Here is a 16,049-nt window from a genome sequence, read left to right as displayed (position 1 = left end):
GTTTCAGGGCGCCGGCGTTTCGACGCGGCGGGCCGAGACGATGGGCACGCGCGGGGCCAGCATCTGCCCGACCATGCCGGGCTCGCCCTCGGTCGGCGAGCGGGGCGCATCGAGAATCGCGTGCACGACGTCCATGCCCTCGACCACCCGGCCGAAGACGGCGAAGCCTTGGTCCTCGGGCGAGGTCTTGCCCGCGTCCAGCGAGGTCAGGTCGCCGATGATGATGAAGAAGTCGCCGGTCGCCTGCCCCGGTCCGCCGGCGGCCATGGAGACCGCGCCGGTGGTGTGGGTCAGGCCGGTCAGGCTGGTCGGCTCATGGGCGATGGGCGGACGCGTGCGGTTGGGCAGGCCGCCGGTGCCGCCCTGCACCAGACCGTGGCCCGGCGCGACGGTCAGGCTGCGATAGAAGGCCGAATCGTCGAAGCGGCGCTCCTCGGCGTAGCGGACGAAGTTGGTCGAGGTGATCGGCGCGCGCGGATCGGTCTCGATCACGATCCGCCCCAGCCCCGTCTCCAGGGCGATGCGCACCGGGGCGACGGCGGGGTCCTGGGCGAAGGCCGGCAGGGCGCCGAAGGCCAGGGACAGGCCGATCAGGCCGGACAGCAGGGAACGGCGGAACATGCGCGCCTCCTTGGACGTCAGCGCTTCTCGTACCGGCGCTGGGACCAGTACCGGAAGCCCTGATTGTGGACGAGCTTCCAGCCGGCGGCCTTCAGGCGCTTGCCGACCATGTGATTGAAGTAGCCGTGGGCCAGCACCAGCACGTCCTGACCGGAGGAGGCGCGATCGATCAGCACCTGGGCGGCCTGTTCGGCGCGGGCCTCGGCCTCGCGACGGGTCTCCTGCCCTTCGTGGTGGTTGAAGGCGTGCCACCAGAAGCGGGCGACGCCGCCCCAGTATTTCGGCGGCAGCTTGAACCACGCCGGGAAGTGCGGCGGCGGCAGGGGCGCCTCGATGAACAGGGCGTCGGTCAGGATTTCCTTGCCCGCGGCGGCCGCGGCGGCGGTCTCCTGCGCGCGGGGGCGGGTCGAGGCGTAGATGGCGCCCGCGCCCTCGGCCGTGGCCAGAAGCTCGGGCGGCGGGGTCTGGCCGGCGCGCAGGCCGCCGACCTCGTACTTCGCCCACCACTCCCGGTACTGGTCCGAGGTGAGCATGCATTTGCGCGACAGGGCCGGCTCGCCGTGGCGGGCCAGGGTGATTGCGCCGGGGCGCACCGCGACCAGGGCCGCACGGATCGGTGCGGGCTCGGTCGGTGCGGGCGCGGGGGTATCAACCAAGGATGAGTCTCTCGCGGCGAGGGGCATGATCTGCGGACGTAAGCCGTTGGCGAACCGTCCTTATTCCTCCCCCAAGGCCTGTACATGGGCGACCGCCGAACGGCCCAGCCCTTCTAGGTCGTAACCGCCCTCGAGCGATGAGACAACCTTCCCGCTACAGCACGATCTTGCGACTTCGATGACAGCGCGGGTGGCCCAGGCGAAATCCTCGGCCTCAAGGCTCTGGTGGGCCAGCGGATCGCGGCGGTGCGCGTCGAACCCCGACGAGATGAGAATCAGTTCGGGCCGGAACCGCTCCAGCGCCGGCATCAGGCCCGAGAAGGTCGCTCGCCAGCCCTCGCGCGTCGCATGGGGCGGGACCGGCGCGTTGACGACATTGCCCACGCCCGTCTCGGACGCCGCCCCCGTGCCGGGATAGAGCGGCATCTGGTGGATCGAGGCCAGGAACAGGCTGTCGTCGTTCTCGAAGGCCGCTTGGGTGCCGTTGCCGTGATGGACGTCGAAATCGACCACCGCGACGCGGGCCATCCCCTCGGCCTGGGCCACGCGGGCGGCGACGGCGACGCTGGAGAACAGGCAGAAGCCCATCGCGCGGTCCGGCTCGGCGTGGTGGCCGGGCGGGCGGACGGCGGCGAAGGCGCGGGTCAGCTCGCCGCGGGCGACGGCGCGCACGGCGTCGACCACGGCTCCTGTCGCGAGACGCGCCGCCCGGACGCTGCCCGGCGAAAGGACCGTGTCGGCGTCCAGCTGCCTCAGCCCCTCGGCCGGCGAGGCGTCCAGCAGCCGGGCGACATGGGCGGACGGATGCAGACGCTCCAGATCAGCGACGGAGGCCTCGGTCGCCGCGCGCTCATGGCCGCGCAGACCGGCGTCGGCCAGGGCGTCCAGCACCGCCTGCAGTCTTTGCGGGTTCTCCGGGTGCCCCAGCCCCGGCTGATGGGCCAGCATGTCGGGATGGGTGAAGAGGACGGCGCTCATGGCGCCAGACTAGGACGCGACCGGACGCTTGTCGCCTCCTTCGGCAGGCTCTAGGTGCGAGCCATGACCGACGCCGTGATCCGCCCCGCCCGCACCGAAGACGCCCAACAACTGGCGGATCTCGGTCGGGAGACGTTCATCGACACCTTCGTGACCGGGTTCGGCATCCCCTACCCCGAGGCCGACCTGACGGCCTTCCTGAACGCCAGCTTCAACGCCGACACCATCCGGGCGAAACTGGCCGAGCCGGGTGCCGCCTGGTGGGTCGCCGAGCGCGACGGCGCCCTGCTGGCCTTCGCCAACACCGGCCCCAACACCCTGCCCCACCCGGACGGCAAGCCGAGCCACGCCGAACTGCGGCGGCTGTATGTGTCGAAGGCCGCGCAGGGGCTGGGCCTCGGCACCCGGCTTCTGGCCGTGTCGCTGGAGTGGATGGAGGCCAACACCGACGGCCCGCTGTGGATCGGGGTCTGGAGCGGCAACCTGAAGGCCCAGAAGCTGTACGCCGCCTACGGCTTCGAGAAGGCGGGCGAATACCAGTATCCCGTCGGCCGCTGGCTGGACGACGAGTTCATCCTGCGGCGCGGATAGACGCGACGCTTGCGGCATGGCTTGATCGCCTCCTGTTCCAGGGGGGGATTCAATGCTGGCTCGTCTGACCTTCATCGCCGCGCTGGCCTTCGCTCCCATGGCGACGGCGCAGGACGCCGCGCCCCCGGCCACCGCCGAACAGGTCGCGGCCGCGCGGGCCGAGGCGGACCGGATCATCGCAACGGCCCAGGCGGGCGACCTGTTCGTCAACATCACCGGCAACGCCCATCCGATGGTCCGGCACAAGGCCAGCGGGCTGATCTGCATCTTCAACGACGCGCCGGAGGTCAACCGGATCAGCATCTATCCCGGCCCGCGCGGCGATGACGTCAGCTGCAGCACAAAGGATGAGCCGACCGGGGCCGAGACCACCGTCTATGCGACCCGCTACGATCCCATGCCCACCGAACAGGAGGCGCTGACCTACTCGGTGCGGGCGGTCAAACAGCGCTTCCCCAGCGCCCGCCTGTATGAGGGCGACCTGATCCTGGCGAGCACGGACACCGTAACCCCGATCGGCTCGGCCATGGTGATCGACACCAACCACGGCACCATGTTCACCCTGGTCATCGTCGAGCATCAGGGCCCGTGGGCCTACAAGCTGCGCGCAACCGGCCCGATCGATCAGGCCGAGGCGATCAACACCTCGGCCGGCCTGGGCTTCACCACCATGCTGATGATGAAGGTCCTGCCGCCCTTCTCGGGCGAATAGACCCCTATTCCCAGGTCGTCACGGCGGGGGCGTAGGCGTCCAGCGCCTCGAGCGTGGCGGCCACGAGGACGCGCTCCTCATCGGTCAGCTCCGGCCGCCAGATGTCGAAGATCAGGACCACGCGGGTGCGGTCGCTGGTGTTGATGGCCTCATGCTCGATGGTGTCGTCGAAGACCCAGGCCTTGCCGCGCTCCCACGAGCGGACATCGTTGCCGACGCGGAATTTGCAGCCCTCGGGCACGATCAGCGGCACGTGGCAGATCAGGCGGGTGTTCACGAAACCGGTGTGCGGCAGGATGTGCGCCCCGGCCTTCAGTTGCGAGAACATGACCTGCGGCGAGCGGGCGGCGATCCGGCACAGGGGCGCGTCCGACAGCGCATCCACCGTCTCGGGACACAGGGCTGCGTTCGGTGTCGCCTGCCCGTCCTTCCACAGATGGCAGGTGCTCCAGTCCATGCTGTCGGCCAGCGGATAGTCCTGCCGGGTCTGCAGGTTTGGGCGGCTGCGCAGATAGGGCGAGAAGCCGGCGTCGCCTTCCAGCACCGCCTCCAGCTCACGCGTCATCGCGTCGGTGGCGGCCTCGACCCGGTCCATCCACGGGAACATGTCGCGCGGGTAGAACTGGATGTGCGGCAGCTCCGGGAAGAAGAAGGCCTGCGGCTGCTGGAAATACGCCTTGCGACGGCCGGTGATCAGGTCGAGCGCGTGGGTGAAGCGGGCGCTGGAACGGCCCTCGACATAGCCGGCCTGCTCCAGCTCGGCGCGGACATGATCGCCCATGTCGGCGGCCAGCCGGGCCTGCAGCGCCTTGGCGCGGGCCACGCCCTCGGCCAGATCGGGCGACAGGTGCGGCGAGTCATGACCGACCACCGCCCGGTAGTACAGATTGGCTTCCCGCCGGGCGCCGCGCGCCGCCAGCAGGTCGGCCCGCACCAGAAGGGCCCGCAGGTCGGCGCCGTCGCGAGCGAGGGCCTGCAGGCTGAAACGATCCGCCGCATCGGCGTCGCCCGAGCGGTGGACGGCCCAGGCCAGCAGGGCGAGGGAGGCCGCGTCCGCGCTCTCGGCCACCGGTTCGACCAGTCCCCGCACGCCGGTCCAATCCCCCCGGTCGAACGCCACCCGCGCCGGCGCCGGGTCGAAGGAAGCCGCAACAGGGGGGAAGGTCTCGGACATGGGCTGCGCCTGAGGACGATGTGTGATTGGGCCCGCCGCCGGGGCCTGTTAGGGTGCCCGAATGCTGCTGCCCTTCTTCACCGCCCTGCGCAACGCCAAAGTGCCCGTCTCGATGAAGGAATGGCTTCATCTGATGGAGGCCATGGACAAGGGCGTGGTCGGCGGCGCGGCCGGGGGCCGGGTCGAGGATTTCTACCACCTGTCCCGCGCCGTCCTGGTCAAGGACGAGAAGCACTACGACCGCTTCGACCAGGTCTTCGGCAAGGTGTTCGCCGGGGTCGAGACGATCGGTGCGGGCGAGGACCTGACCACCGATCTGCCGGAAGACTGGCTGCGGCTGCTGAACGAGAAATTCCTCACCGAGGAGGAGAAGGCCCAGATCGAGGCCTTGGGCGGGTTCGAGAAGCTGATGGAGACGCTGAAGGAGCGTCTGGAAGAACAGAAGGGCCGGCACGAGGGCGGCAACAAATGGGTCGGGACCGGCGGGACCAGCCCCTTCGGCCACGGCGGCTACAATCCGGAGGGCGTGCGCATCGGCGGACCGGGGCGGCAGGGCCGCGCCGTGAAGGTCTGGGAGAAGCGCGAGTACAGGAACCTGGACGACCAGGTCGAGCTGGGCACCCGCAACATCAAGGTGGCCCTGCGCCGCCTGCGCCGGTTCGCCCGGCAGGGAGCGGCGGACGAGCTCGACATGGACGCCACCATCGACGGCACGGCGCGTCAGGGCTGGCTGGACATCCACATGCGGCCCGAGCGGCGCAATACGATCAAGGTGCTGCTGTTCCTCGACATCGGCGGCTCGATGGATGCCCATGTGAAGATGTGCGAGGAGCTGTTTTCGGCGGCGAAGACCGAGTTCAAGCACCTGGAGTTCTTCTACTTCCACAACTGCCTCTATGAGGGCGTGTGGAAGGACAACCGGCGTCGGCACACCGAGAAGATCGACACCTGGGACGTGCTGAACAAATACCCCGCCGACTGGCGCGCCATCTTCGTGGGCGACGCGACCATGAGCCCGTACGAGATCACCATGCCCGGCGGCTCGGTCGAGCACTGGAACGAGGAGGCGGGCGCCGTCTGGCTGAAGCGAGCCACGCAACAGTGGGACAAGGTGGCGTGGCTGAACCCCTCGCCGGAGCGGTACTGGAACTACTCCGCCTCGGTCGGCCTGATCCGCGAGGTCATCGACGAGCGGATGTATCCACTGACGCTGGACGGGCTGGAAAAGGCCATGCGGGCGCTGGCCAAGTAGGTTAGCTTGGCCGGGACAGTTCCCGGAGGTTCCCCCATGCTGACCGCCGCCGTGCTTTCCACCCTGATCCTGCAACAGGCCGCGGGCGGCCAGGTGGTCTGGTCGACCCCCGCCGAACCCGTCGCCGTCGTCGCGCCCGCGGCGGCCCCGCCCATCCCGGACTGGGCCCGGACGGATCCCTTCGGCTACGAACGCTCGGAATGCAGCCCGCTGATCCGGGCGGCCTCCGAGAGCATGGAAAGCTGCCAGAACCGCGTCCGCTTCGCCCTGTCGGCCAATCTGGGTGACGCCCTGCCCGCGGCCCTCCGCCCGGCCGGCGCCGCCGACAACTGCCGTCAGGAAGCCGCCGGAGACCGTTACGCGCTGCAATGCGGGGCCCCGTCGCGTCCTGACCGCCCGGCCACGGCGATGCAGGAACAGGTCTGCGAGACCCGTCCGCAGGCCCGGCAACAGGGCGGCGTGGCCTGGACGGAACAGTGCCGTCCCGCGAGCGGCGGCCGGGACAACGACGACGGCCTGAAGTTCCGGCTGGGCGGGCGCGACTGACGACCGTCAGAAGCCGTAAGGCGACAACACCGTTCTGTGAAACCAGTCTGGCGGGCGGAGGACCCGCCCATGCTGCTGACCCTGTTGATCCTGTTGACGCAGGACCCCGCCGCGTCCGGCGCGCCGGCGCGCATTCCGTTTGAAGTGACGCTGGACGAGTTGCGGCGGCCCGCGCCGGTCGACACCACTGATCCCCGCAGCATCCCGGCGCGCGCCTTCACCGATCCGACCTGGTGGGAACAGAACCAGTGCGGTCCGGAGCCGGAGGAATCCTGCCGCCGCGCCGCCCGTAACCGGCTGGCGATGGCCCGGGCCGAGCGGATGGAGACAGCCCCGGCAGACCCTCCGGTGCGTCGGGCGCCGACCTGCCGGACGGTCATGCAGGCGTCGGAAACCGGCTTCGGCGGCTCGGTCACCCGCGTCTGCGGGGACGGCGACAACGCCGAGCGCGCGCTGGAAAGCCATCAGCGCCTGATGGACGATCTGCGGCCGCCCGCGCCCGAACCCTGTGATCGTCCGGCCTCGGGCGAGACCCAGGACGGCTGGATCGCCCGCTGCCGGGCCCTGCCCTGATCCGGACGCCGGACATGGAAACGCCGCGCTCCCAGGGGAAGCGCGGCGTCTCTCAAGGCTGACGCAGGGGTCAGTTGCGCTTGTCTTCGCGCAGGCTGTCCTTCAGGCCGCCGACGGCGTTCTGGATCTTGCCGGAGACCTGATCGGCCTTGCCTTCAGCCTTCAGCTTCTCGTCGCCGGTGATCTTGCCGGCGAATTCCTTGGCCTTGCCGCCCATATTCTTGGCGGCGCCTTCGATGCGATCGTGATCGGGCATGAGAGACTCCCTTTTCTGACGACGCCGGAAGAGCGCCGCTTCGACAGGGACAACCGTGGGGCCGGGCGGGAGTTCCCGCGCCGTTTCAGCCCTTTCGCCGCAACCAGGCGGCCACCGCCCAGGCGTGGGCGTCGTGGCGGAGCTCGTTCAGGGCGGTGTGCGGATGCAGCCAGACCAGCTGGTGATCCGCCTCGACCTTGGCCGAGGGATCCAGCGACACCTGTTCGGCGATCCAGAAGCCGCCGGTGTTGTTCAGCGGCTCGCCGGTCGATTTGCGGAAGAACTGCGACGCCTCGGCGATGCGGGCGAAGGGGCGGACCGTCATGCCCGTCTCCTCGACGAATTCGCGGACCAGCGCCTGTTCCTCGGTCTCGTCGCCGTCCACGGCGCCGCCGGGCAGGTCGTAGTAGCTGCCCTCGCCGCGATCGACGCGGACGCAGGCCAGCTTTCCGTCATGGAAGACGAGGCCGAAGGCGGTCGGGCGGAGCGTGTAGTCCAGCCCCGCCTGCGCCGCGCCGAACTGCGGGGCGGCGGCCATTCAGAGATCGAAGGCCAGTCGGGCGCGGACGCCCTTGTGCGCATGGTCGAACTCGATCGCCGAACGCAGGCCGGAGGCCATGGCGGAGATGATCTTGCCGCCCAGACCGGTGCCCTTGGGCGTGCCGTCGCCCATGCCCGGTCCGTCGTCCTCGACGGTCAGCAGGGCGCGACCGTCGGGGCCCCGGCGCAGGATGACGCGGATCTCGCCGCCCTGACCGGGCGCATAGGCGTATTTGACCGCATTGGTGACCAGTTCGGTCACGACGACGCCCAGCGAGACGGCCTGATCGGTCGAGACCCGGATCGGCTCGACCTCCAGCGTCAGGGACGGCGAAGCAGCGTCCGGGCCCAGCGACTTGGACAGTTCGTCGATCAGGCCGCGCAGGTACTCGTCCATCTCGACCGACGACATGTCGCCCGAGGTGTATAGGCGGCGGTGCACATGGGCGACCGCCTCGATCCGCGCCTGCGACTCGCGCAGCGCCGCCCGGGCGCCGTCGTCGGACAGATACCGCATCTGCAGCGACATGAAGCTGGACACCAGCTGCAGCGAGTTGCCGACGCGGTGATTGACCTCGCGCAGCATGGCCTCGGCGCGGTCACGGGCGAGACGAACCTGCTCCTGCGCCTCATCGTGCTCACGCTGAAGGCGACGACGCTGGATGGCGTCCTCGATCGCGTTGCGCAGCAGGGCGGTGAAGTCTTCCGAGACGTCCTTGATGACGTAGTCGGCGGCGCCGGCGCGCAGGGCGGCGACCGCGATCCGGCCCTCCTGCGCCCCGGTGACATAGACCACCGGCGGCGGGTCGTTCAGGGCGACGATGTCCGGCAGGACGTCCAGCCCCTCGCGGCCGGGCATGTAATGGTCCAGGGCGATGGCGTCGAACGCGTCCGGACGGCCGATAAGGACCTCCAGCCCCGCGTCCCCGTCCGGGGAGCAGGTAACGGCGTAGCCGTGGCGCCCGAGCTCCTTCTCGACCAGCCGCGACAGTCCGCGGTCGTCGTCGATGTAGAGCAGGCGGATGACTTCGCCGTCGGCTTTCACTCGATCTCCGGCGCCTGCATGACGGACAGGAACAGTCCGAGCTGGCGGATTGCGCCGGCGAAGCTTTCGTAATCGACCGGCTTGGTGATGTAGACGTTGCAGCCCAGATCGTAGCAGCGCTGGATCTCGACCTTGTCGTCGGTGGTGGTCAGGACCACGACCGGGGCGCGGCGCAGGCGCTCGTCGCCCTTCACCCGGTCGAGAATGTCCGTGCCCGACATATCCGGCAGGTTCAGGTCCAGCAGGATCAGCAGCGGGCCGTTGGCGCGCACTTCCTGGCTGAACAGATAGTCCAGCGCGCTGCCGCCGTCGGCGAAGTGGGCGATATCGTTCGCGATATTGGCGCGACGGATGTTTTTCTCGATCAGCTTGGCGTGACCGAGGTCATCCTCGATCATCACGATCTTGACGGACGTGCTCATCAATAGTCTCCGGCCTCCGAGAGGATGAGGCGTGTGGGGAATTTGAGGACGAATGTCGAGCCCTTTCCGAGCTCTGACTCGACGGTGATGTCTCCGCCCAGGCGGCGGACGCTGTTGCGGACGAAGGCCAGGCCCAGTCCTTCGCCCTTCCGGTCCTGACGACCGGACCGGCGGAACAGCTCGAAAATACGTTCGTGGTCGCGGGCCGTGATGCCCCGTCCGTTGTCCGAGACGCGGAAGACCACCCAGGCGCCGTCGTCATGCCCCGACACGACGATCCGTCCCGGACGGTCGTGGTCGAGATACTTGACCGCGTTGTCGATCAGGTTGCCGAAGATCTGTTCGATGGACAGCCGGTCGCTCTCCAGCCGCGGCAGGGGCTCGACGACGATCTCGGCGCCCGCCTCGGCCGTCTGGTGGTTCACGCTGTCGGCGATCCCCTGGACCATCTTCGACATGTCCAGCAGCTCGGGCACCAGACTCCGGCGGCCTTCGCGCGACAGTTTCAGGATGGCGTTGATCAGCCGGTCCATCTTCTCGGTCGAGGCGCGGATGAAGCCGATGGCCTCGGGCATGTCCTCGCGGACGGCCGTGACCACATCCGCCTCGACCTTGCGCTTGCTCTCGGCCGCCACCAGCGCCTTCTCGATCGTGGTGTTCGCCTGCTCCAGTTCGGAGGTGTAGCCCATGACGTTGACCAGAGGCGCGCGAAGGTCGTGGCTGACGATGTAGGCGAAGCGCTGGATCTCCTCGTTGGCGCGGGTCAGGTCGGCCGTGCGTTCGCGAACCTGCCCCTCCAGACTGGCGTTCATTCGGCTCACCGCATCCCGCGCCGCCTGGATTTCCATCACGTAGCGACGAATCAGCCAGGCCGACACCCCGGCGAGGGCGAGGATCAGGAGGGCGCCGATGGTGTTGGCGGCCACGGTCACGGCGCTGGCCCATTCCGACTGGCGGCGTCGGAACTCCAGTCGGGTCTCCATGATCTCGTCGATATTGGCCGCCTCGGCGCGGAAGGCGTCCATCGCCGCCTTGCCCTCATTGCTGCGCACGACGCTGAGCGCCGGGCCCAGTCGACCGGTGCGCGCCATGGCGACCGTGCGATCCAGCTCCGCGAGCTTGGCCTCGGCCAGCTCCCGCAGGTGTTCCACCCGCGGCTGGATATCCGGGTCACCCTCGGCCCGTGTGCTCAACTCGTCCAGCAGTTCCGGCATGTCGCGCGCCGCGTCGCCGTGGACCTGAAGATAGTCGGCGTTCCCGGTCAGCAGATAACCGCGCTGGCCCGTCTCGGCATCGACCAGACGGATCAGGACCGTCCGGGTCTGACGGCGCAGGAGCTGGGTGTCGATCACCTCCTGATTGAACCGCGCCGTCCGCTGGATCATCACGAAGGTCGCGAGGTTGCTCGCCAGCAGCAGGACGATGGCCAGAGTCAGCAGGCCCGCGACGCGACGACCGAGGGTCGGCGTCCGCAAGAAGTGGCCCAGGGCCAGAAGGGTGTCGCGCCACGCCAAACTCATCAGGCGGGAGCATTAGCGCGCCCTTTTGCCCTGTCCAGTCGCGTGTGAGGAGAAACCCTCGCGCGGCTCAGGATTTACGGTAAAGATTATCCGGTCTTGATCGGGGGAAAGGGACACAAATGGTTTGGTGGTGGTGGATCGTTCCGGCGGTCGTGGGCCTTCTCGGCCTGGTTCTTCTGCTCAAGGGCCTGGGGGCCCTGTTCCGGGGCAAGGTCTTCGGTGGACTGATCGGCGGGGTCGGCGGCGCCGGCTTCATCGCCGCCGCGGTCATCGCAGCCCTGCTGGCGCTGGACGTCCAGACCTACTCCCGGCTGACCTATGAGCGGCCGGTGGCCACGATCATGACCCGCCAGCTCGGTCCGCAGTATTTCGAGGCGACCGTCATCCAGACCGCCAACGGCGAGAACATGCCGGCGGCGACCAACCTGTATCCGCTGCACGGCGATGAATGGCGGATCGAGGCGCAGGTCCTGCGCTGGAAGCCGTGGGCCAATGTGCTGGGGCTGAACACCCAGTACCGGCTGGACCGCCTGTCGGGCCGCTACCAGTCGATCCAGCAGGAGATCAACGCCGAGCGCAGCGTGCATCCGCTGACCCCGCCGGACAACGCCAACGGCTTGCCGTGGAAGATCAGCACCTGGGACGCGGCGCGGAAGTACCGCAAGTACGTGAACGCCGTGGACACCCTGTACGGCGGCGCCGCCTACATGCCGATGGCGGACGGCGCGCGTTACGAGGTCTGGATCACCCAGTCGGGCCTGATCGCCCGCCCGGTCAACGACGCGGCCCGCAACGCCTCGGCGGGCGGCTGGTCGACGGTGAACTGACGGCACGCCCGCGATGCAAGCGCTCCGCCAACCCCACGGCTTCGGCCTGCGATTATTGCAATCGCAGGAGACAGCCCATGGGGCACGAGAAAAGGCTGGGGGTTCCGCTCGCGGGCGGCAGGGAGGGCGACGCCCTGACCGGATGGCGCAAGGTCACGCGCTTCAGGCCGGGTGAGCGCAAGGCCGCCAAGACCGCCTTCAATCGTCGGGTCCGGCGACGGCCGATCGAGATCGATGACCTCGAAGACGACTAGACCGAGCCGATTGTCCGCAGGCGCGCCTTCGGGTGCACCTCGTTCTGGCTCATCACCACCGTCTGGCCGCGGAAGCGTTCGATGATCGAACGGACGTAGGGCCGCGTCTGCGGACCGGTCAGCAGCACGGCGGTCTCGCCGGACATCGCCGCGCGCTCGAACACGTCGCGCACGGCGCGGATGAAGTCCTGCAGACGCGACGGCGCCATGGCCAGTTGCTTGTCCTCGCCGGGGCCGATCAGGCTTTCGGCGAAGGCCTGTTCCCACTCGGGCGACAGGGTGACGATCGGCAGGGCGCCGTCGTCGCCCTTGTGCTGCCAGCACAGCTGCCGGGCCAGGCGGGCGCGGACGTGCTCGACCAGGGTGGTGACCGAGGTGGTGTGCGGCGCGGCCTCGGCCAGACCTTCCAGAATGGCGCCCAGATCGCGGATGGAGACCTTCTCGCGCAACAGGGACTGCAGCACCCGCTGCAGGGTGGTGACGGTCACGACCGTGGGGATCAGCTCGTCGACCAGCTTCTTCTCTTCGGTCCCCAGCTCCTTCAACAGCTTCTGCACCTCGGCGTAGGAGAGCAGGTCCGCCATGTTCTCCTTGAGGATCTCGGTCAGGTGGGTGGTCAGCACCGTCGACGGGTCGACGATGGTGTAGCCGCGGAAGGTCGCTTCCTCGCGCAGGCTTTCGTCGATCCAGGTGGCGGGCAGGCCGAACGCGGGTTCGCGGGTGTGTTCGCCGGGCAGGTCGACCTGACGACCGGCCGGGTCCATCGCCATCAGCGACCCCAGACGGACCTCGCCGGCCCCGGCCTCCATCTCCTTGATCCGGATGGCGTAGCCCTGGGTGCCCAGACGCATGTTGTCGAGGATGCGCACCGACGGCATGACGAAGCCGTACTCCTGCGCCAGCGAGCGACGCAGGGCGCGGACCTGATCGGTCAGGCGACGGCCCTCCAGATCGTTGATCAGCGACAGCAGGGAGTAGCCCAGCTCGATCTTGACCTCGTCGATGGTCAGGGCCGTGCCGATGGGCTCTTCCACGTCCTCCTTGGGACCGCTGGCGGTCTGGGCCAGTTCGGCCTCGGTGGGCTGTGGCTTGAGCCGTTCACGCCCCAGCTTCCACGCCATGAAGCCCGAGCCGGCGGCCAGGGCCATGAACGGGATGATCGGCATGCCGGGGATCAGGCCGATCAGGGCGGCCGCGCCCGACACCACGCCCAGGCTCACCGGGTTGGTGGCCAGCTGGCTGACGAAGGCCTTGTCGGCGGTGCCCTCGACGCCCGCCTTCGACACCAGGAAGCCGGCGGCGATCGAGATGATGATCGCCGGGACCTGCGTCACCAGACCGTCGCCGATGGTCAGCTGGACATAGGTGTTGGCGGCGTCGCCGACCGGCATGCCGTGCGAGATGACGCCGATCAGGATGCCGCCGATGGCGTTGATGAAGGTGATGATCAGGCCCGCCACGGCGTCGCCGCGCACGAATTTCGAGGCGCCGTCCATGGCGCCGAAGAAGGTCGATTCCTGCTCCAGCTCCTTGCGGCGCAGCTTGGCCTGGTCCTCGGTGATCAGCCCCGCCGACAGGTCGGCGTCGATGGCCATCTGCTTGCCCGGCATGGAGTCCAGGGTGAAGCGGGCGGACACTTCGGCGATCCGGGTCGAACCCTTGGTGATGACGACGAAGTTCACCACCAGGATGATCGCGAAGATGATCACCCCGATGATGAAGTTGCCGCCCATCATCAGTTCGCCGAAAGCGGCGATGACCTGACCGGCCGAGCTGTGCCCCTCCTGGCCGTGGGTCAGGATCAGGCGGGTCGAGGCCAGGTTCAGGCCCAGACGGAACAGGGTCGAGACCAGCAGCACCGTCGGGAAGATGGCGAAGTCCAGCGGCCGCTTCATCATCACGGCCGTCATCAGGATCAGCACCGACGACACCAGCGAGATCGCCAGCAGCAGGTCCAGCAGGAATTTCGGCACCGGCAGGATCAGCAGCATGATCACGCCGATCACGCCGACCGCCATCAGCACCTCGCCGCGCATCAGCCAGCCGCGCATGTCGCCGGCGGTCGGACGGGCGAGACCGTCCTTCATCATGATCGGGGCGTCAGTCATGGCCGAGCGCCTTCAGGGCCAGGCGGGTCGCCTCGGCGATGACCGCTTCGTTCTGCGCCGAAGAGGAGGCGCGGTCGGCGTGATAGTAGACGGCCATCACCACCGGATCGCCCGAGGGCGGATACAGGACGCCGATGTCGTTGGTCGGGCCGTAGCCGCCGGTGCCGGTCTTGTGCGCGACCGTCCAGCCGGCGGGCAGGCCGGCCTTGATGCGACCCTGGCCGGTCGGGGTCCCGGTCATCCAGCCCAGCAGCAGGGCCTTCGAGGCCGGGCTCAGGGGGGTGTCGGCGTTCACCAGCAGGCGCCGGATGTTGGCCACCGACTGCAAGGGGGTGATGGTGTCCTTGTCGCCGTCGAGACGGTTCATCTCGGGCTCGAGGCGATCGACACGCGTGCTGTCGTCGCCGATGCCGCGATAAAAGGCGCGCAGGGCGTCCAGGCCGCCCATCTCGCGGATCAGGATGTTGGCGGCCGGGTTGTCGCTGAGTTCGACCGTGCCCTGCATCAGCTGTTCGACGGTCAGGGTCGATCCGACGGCGGCCTCCGTCGTCGGCGCATGGTTGATCATGTCCGCGCGGGTGATCGGGATGGCGCGGTCCAGCCGCTCCTGCCCCGCCTGCACGCGCAGCAGGGTCGCGGCGGCGAGGTACATCTTGAAGGTGGAGCAGTAGACGAACCGCTCACTCGCGCGCCACACGAGCGGACGTTCGCCCCCGCGCATCGCCGCCAAGCCGAGGCGGCCGCCGTTGCGGCTTTCCAGTTCGCTGAAATCCAGAGCCTGAACCGGCGACGGCTCCCAGATCGCCATGGGTCGGGCGTCTGCCGGGGGTTCAGAGGGGCTCTGGCCCGAGGGTGCGGGACCGCATCCGGCCACACCCAGTGCGCCGAGACCGGTCAGGACGCTTCTGCGGTCCGTTCCCGTCGTCATGGATCAGGCCGCGTAGCCGGCGGCGGCGACGCCCGATTGGGGCGCCGGGATGGACGTGCCCTCGTCGGCGTATTCGTTCAGCTTGTTGCGCAGGGTCCGGATCGAGATGCCCAGGATGTTCGCTGCGTGGGTGCGGTTGCCCAGGCAGTGCGACAGGGTGTCGAGGATCAGGGTCTTCTCCATCTGCGCGACGGTCTGGCCGACGTGCGAGCGGGTGACCACATCGGCGACATGGGCCGCGCGGCTCGCCGGGCCGGCGTCGTAGGCCGGGGCGGCGCCGGTTGCGCCGGCGGTCAGCGGCTGGCCGTCCGGCAGGCGGATGGCCTCGACGTCGATCTCGGGACCGACGGCCAGCAGCACCGCGCGGTGCATGGCGTTTTCCAGCTCGCGGACGTTGCCGTTCCAGCGGTGCGTGGTCAGGGCGCGCTTGGCGTCCAGCGAGATCGGGCGCACCGGCACGCCGTTGGCGGCGGCGTATTTCTTGACGAAGTGATCGGCCAGCACGGCGATGTCGCCCGGACGCTCGCGCAGGGCGGGCAGGCGCAGGTTCACGACGTTCAGGCGGTACAGCAGGTCTTCGCGGAAGCTGCCCTCGGCGACCGACTTGGCCAGGTCGCGGTTCGAGGTGGCGATGATGCGGATGTTGACCGAGACCGGCTTGGAGCCGCCGACGCGGTCGATGACGCGCTCCTGGATGGCGCGCAGCAGCTTGGCCTGAAGCCGGACATCCATCTCCGAGATTTCGTCGAGCAGCAGGGTGCCGCCGTGGGCTTCCTCGAACTTGCCGATGCGGCGGGCGAGGGCGCCGGTGAAGGCGCCCTTCTCGTGGCCGAAGAGCTCGGACTCGAGCAGGTTGTCCGGGATGGCGGCGCAGTTGACGCTGATGAAGGGCTTGTCGGCTCGGCGCGAGTTCTGGTGCAGGTGACGCGCCATCACCTCCTTGCCGACGCCGCTTTCGCCGGTGATCAGGATCGAGGCTTCCGAACGCGCCACCTGGTCGGCGAGCGCCAGCACCGTCTTCATCGACGGGTCGGAGGTGACCATCG

The 16,049-nt window shown here is 68.9% G+C and carries 19 protein-coding genes; 7 read left to right on the top strand and 12 right to left on the bottom strand.

What is annotated here, in order from left to right; translation table 11 throughout:
- Positions 1 to 3: 3 nt before the first annotated feature.
- Genes VGE03_RS11080 through VGE03_RS11070 form a run of 3 tightly spaced genes read right to left on the bottom strand, consistent with a single transcriptional unit; the run spans position 4 to position 2,255 of the window.
- Complete coding sequence (locus tag VGE03_RS11080; protein ID WP_331046531.1) at positions 4 to 621, bottom strand: peptidylprolyl isomerase; 618 nt, start codon at positions 619 to 621, stop codon at positions 4 to 6.
- A gap of 17 nt (positions 622 to 638) precedes the next feature.
- Positions 639 to 1,277: a histidine phosphatase family protein gene (locus VGE03_RS11075; protein ID WP_331046530.1), complete on the bottom strand. Its 639-nt coding sequence runs from the start codon at positions 1,275 to 1,277 to the stop codon at positions 639 to 641.
- Between the two features lie 60 nt (positions 1,278 to 1,337).
- Positions 1,338 to 2,255, bottom strand: coding sequence for a histone deacetylase family protein (locus VGE03_RS11070; RefSeq protein ID WP_331046529.1), 918 nt, complete (start codon positions 2,253 to 2,255; stop codon positions 1,338 to 1,340).
- A 63-nt stretch (positions 2,256 to 2,318) separates the two neighbouring features.
- Here VGE03_RS11070 and VGE03_RS11065 point away from each other — a divergent pair, with 63 nt between their 5' ends.
- Positions 2,319 to 2,846: a GNAT family N-acetyltransferase gene (locus VGE03_RS11065; RefSeq protein ID WP_331046528.1), complete on the top strand. Its 528-nt coding sequence runs from the start codon at positions 2,319 to 2,321 to the stop codon at positions 2,844 to 2,846.
- Positions 2,847 to 2,898: 52 nt separating this feature from the next.
- Entirely contained in the window at positions 2,899 to 3,558 is a 660-nt protein-coding gene (locus VGE03_RS11060) for a hypothetical protein (RefSeq protein WP_331046527.1), read from the top strand.
- 4 nt (positions 3,559 to 3,562) lie between these two features.
- Here VGE03_RS11060 and VGE03_RS11055 read toward each other — a convergent pair whose 3' ends face one another.
- A complete protein-coding gene (locus tag VGE03_RS11055; RefSeq protein WP_331046526.1) occupies positions 3,563 to 4,732 on the bottom strand; it encodes an aspartyl/asparaginyl beta-hydroxylase domain-containing protein in 1,170 nt (389 codons plus the stop codon).
- Between the two features lie 61 nt (positions 4,733 to 4,793).
- Between VGE03_RS11055 and VGE03_RS11050 the strand changes: the two genes are divergently transcribed.
- The 3 genes from VGE03_RS11050 (at position 4,794) to VGE03_RS11040 (ending at position 7,103) form a co-directional block, all read left to right on the top strand.
- Positions 4,794 to 5,984, top strand: coding sequence for a VWA domain-containing protein (locus VGE03_RS11050; protein ID WP_331046525.1), 1,191 nt, complete (start codon positions 4,794 to 4,796; stop codon positions 5,982 to 5,984).
- Positions 5,985 to 6,020: 36 nt separating this feature from the next.
- A complete protein-coding gene (locus VGE03_RS11045) occupies positions 6,021 to 6,530 on the top strand; it encodes a hypothetical protein (RefSeq protein WP_331046524.1) in 510 nt (169 codons plus the stop codon).
- 69 nt (positions 6,531 to 6,599) lie between these two features.
- Positions 6,600 to 7,103: a hypothetical protein gene (locus VGE03_RS11040; RefSeq protein WP_331046523.1), complete on the top strand. Its 504-nt coding sequence runs from the start codon at positions 6,600 to 6,602 to the stop codon at positions 7,101 to 7,103.
- A gap of 70 nt (positions 7,104 to 7,173) precedes the next feature.
- Here the strand turns inward: VGE03_RS11040 and VGE03_RS11035 are convergent, their stop codons facing one another.
- The 5 genes from VGE03_RS11035 to VGE03_RS11015 all read right to left on the bottom strand — a co-directional run bounded on the left by VGE03_RS11035 (position 7,174) and on the right by VGE03_RS11015 (position 10,886).
- The gene (locus tag VGE03_RS11035) at positions 7,174 to 7,359 is read right to left on the bottom strand and encodes a CsbD family protein (protein WP_331046522.1); all 186 of its coding nucleotides are present in this window, start codon (positions 7,357 to 7,359) and stop codon (positions 7,174 to 7,176) included.
- An 85-nt stretch (positions 7,360 to 7,444) separates the two neighbouring features.
- Positions 7,445 to 7,897 carry an NUDIX domain-containing protein gene (locus VGE03_RS11030; protein ID WP_331046521.1) on the bottom strand — a complete coding sequence of 151 codons (453 nt, stop codon included), beginning with the start codon at positions 7,895 to 7,897 and terminating at the stop codon, positions 7,445 to 7,447.
- Positions 7,898 to 8,944 (bottom strand): sensor histidine kinase, encoded by a 1,047-nt coding sequence (locus tag VGE03_RS11025; RefSeq protein ID WP_331046520.1) that lies wholly within the window; start codon positions 8,942 to 8,944, stop codon positions 7,898 to 7,900.
- Positions 8,941 to 9,366 carry a response regulator gene (locus VGE03_RS11020; RefSeq protein ID WP_331046519.1) on the bottom strand — a complete coding sequence of 142 codons (426 nt, stop codon included), beginning with the start codon at positions 9,364 to 9,366 and terminating at the stop codon, positions 8,941 to 8,943. The genes VGE03_RS11025 and VGE03_RS11020 overlap by 4 nt, the downstream gene beginning before the upstream one ends.
- Positions 9,366 to 10,886, bottom strand: a complete 1,521-nt coding sequence (locus VGE03_RS11015) for a sensor histidine kinase (protein ID WP_331046518.1) — start codon at positions 10,884 to 10,886, stop codon at positions 9,366 to 9,368. Before VGE03_RS11015 ends, VGE03_RS11020 begins: the two co-directional genes overlap by 1 nt.
- A 119-nt stretch (positions 10,887 to 11,005) precedes the next feature.
- Between VGE03_RS11015 and VGE03_RS11010 the strand changes: the two genes are divergently transcribed.
- Together VGE03_RS11010 and VGE03_RS11005 are read left to right on the top strand one after the other, a co-directional pair.
- A complete protein-coding gene (locus VGE03_RS11010) occupies positions 11,006 to 11,713 on the top strand; it encodes a hypothetical protein (RefSeq protein WP_331046517.1) in 708 nt (235 codons plus the stop codon).
- A 77-nt stretch (positions 11,714 to 11,790) separates the two neighbouring features.
- Positions 11,791 to 11,967, top strand: coding sequence for a hypothetical protein (locus tag VGE03_RS11005; RefSeq protein WP_331046516.1), 177 nt, complete (start codon positions 11,791 to 11,793; stop codon positions 11,965 to 11,967).
- On the opposite strand, the gene flhA is transcribed toward VGE03_RS11005, so the two are convergent.
- From flhA to VGE03_RS10990, 3 genes are all read right to left on the bottom strand, one after another.
- Positions 11,964 to 14,057 (bottom strand): flagellar biosynthesis protein FlhA, encoded by a 2,094-nt coding sequence (flhA, locus tag VGE03_RS11000; protein ID WP_331046551.1) that lies wholly within the window; start codon positions 14,055 to 14,057, stop codon positions 11,964 to 11,966. The genes VGE03_RS11005 and flhA overlap by 4 nt on opposite strands.
- A 10-nt stretch (positions 14,058 to 14,067) precedes the next feature.
- Positions 14,068 to 14,883 (bottom strand): class A beta-lactamase, encoded by an 816-nt coding sequence (gene bla, locus VGE03_RS10995; RefSeq protein WP_331046515.1) that lies wholly within the window; start codon positions 14,881 to 14,883, stop codon positions 14,068 to 14,070.
- Between the two features lie 123 nt (positions 14,884 to 15,006).
- Positions 15,007 to 16,049, bottom strand: a 1,043-nt coding sequence (locus VGE03_RS10990) for a sigma-54 dependent transcriptional regulator (RefSeq protein WP_331046514.1), incomplete at its 5' end; no start/stop codon positions are given.

Origin of the sequence: Brevundimonas sp. (assembly GCF_036400995.1) — a bacterium.
In the GTDB taxonomy this organism is placed as follows: domain Bacteria; phylum Pseudomonadota; class Alphaproteobacteria; order Caulobacterales; family Caulobacteraceae; genus Brevundimonas.
The sequence above is the reverse complement of the archived record's forward strand: the minus strand, read 5'-3'. Positions and strand labels throughout refer to the sequence as shown.

What these genes read in the sequence shown, in the direction of transcription:
- VGE03_RS11035 (WP_331046522.1), bottom strand. Translation starts at nt 7,359, where the DNA reads ATGCCCGATCACGATCGCATCGAAGGCGCCGCCAAGAATATGGGCGGC.
- VGE03_RS11050 (WP_331046525.1), top strand. Translation starts at nt 4,794, where the DNA reads ATGCTGCTGCCCTTCTTCACCGCCCTGCGCAACGCCAAAGTGCCCGTC.
- VGE03_RS11070 (WP_331046529.1), bottom strand. Translation starts at nt 2,255, where the DNA reads ATGAGCGCCGTCCTCTTCACCCATCCCGACATGCTGGCCCATCAGCCG.
- flhA (WP_331046551.1), bottom strand. Translation starts at nt 14,057, where the DNA reads ATGATGAAGGACGGTCTCGCCCGTCCGACCGCCGGCGACATGCGCGGC.
- VGE03_RS11030 (WP_331046521.1), bottom strand. Translation starts at nt 7,897, where the DNA reads ATGGCCGCCGCCCCGCAGTTCGGCGCGGCGCAGGCGGGGCTGGACTAC.
- VGE03_RS11080 (WP_331046531.1), bottom strand. Translation starts at nt 621, where the DNA reads ATGTTCCGCCGTTCCCTGCTGTCCGGCCTGATCGGCCTGTCCCTGGCC.
- VGE03_RS11040 (WP_331046523.1), top strand. Translation starts at nt 6,600, where the DNA reads ATGCTGCTGACCCTGTTGATCCTGTTGACGCAGGACCCCGCCGCGTCC.
- VGE03_RS11045 (WP_331046524.1), top strand. Translation starts at nt 6,021, where the DNA reads ATGCTGACCGCCGCCGTGCTTTCCACCCTGATCCTGCAACAGGCCGCG.
- bla (WP_331046515.1), bottom strand. Translation starts at nt 14,883, where the DNA reads ATGGCGATCTGGGAGCCGTCGCCGGTTCAGGCTCTGGATTTCAGCGAA.
- VGE03_RS11020 (WP_331046519.1), bottom strand. Translation starts at nt 9,366, where the DNA reads ATGAGCACGTCCGTCAAGATCGTGATGATCGAGGATGACCTCGGTCAC.
- VGE03_RS11055 (WP_331046526.1), bottom strand. Translation starts at nt 4,732, where the DNA reads ATGTCCGAGACCTTCCCCCCTGTTGCGGCTTCCTTCGACCCGGCGCCG.
- VGE03_RS11010 (WP_331046517.1), top strand. Translation starts at nt 11,006, where the DNA reads ATGGTTTGGTGGTGGTGGATCGTTCCGGCGGTCGTGGGCCTTCTCGGC.
- VGE03_RS11060 (WP_331046527.1), top strand. Translation starts at nt 2,899, where the DNA reads ATGCTGGCTCGTCTGACCTTCATCGCCGCGCTGGCCTTCGCTCCCATG.
- VGE03_RS11065 (WP_331046528.1), top strand. Translation starts at nt 2,319, where the DNA reads ATGACCGACGCCGTGATCCGCCCCGCCCGCACCGAAGACGCCCAACAA.
- VGE03_RS11015 (WP_331046518.1), bottom strand. Translation starts at nt 10,886, where the DNA reads ATGAGTTTGGCGTGGCGCGACACCCTTCTGGCCCTGGGCCACTTCTTG.
- VGE03_RS11005 (WP_331046516.1), top strand. Translation starts at nt 11,791, where the DNA reads ATGGGGCACGAGAAAAGGCTGGGGGTTCCGCTCGCGGGCGGCAGGGAG.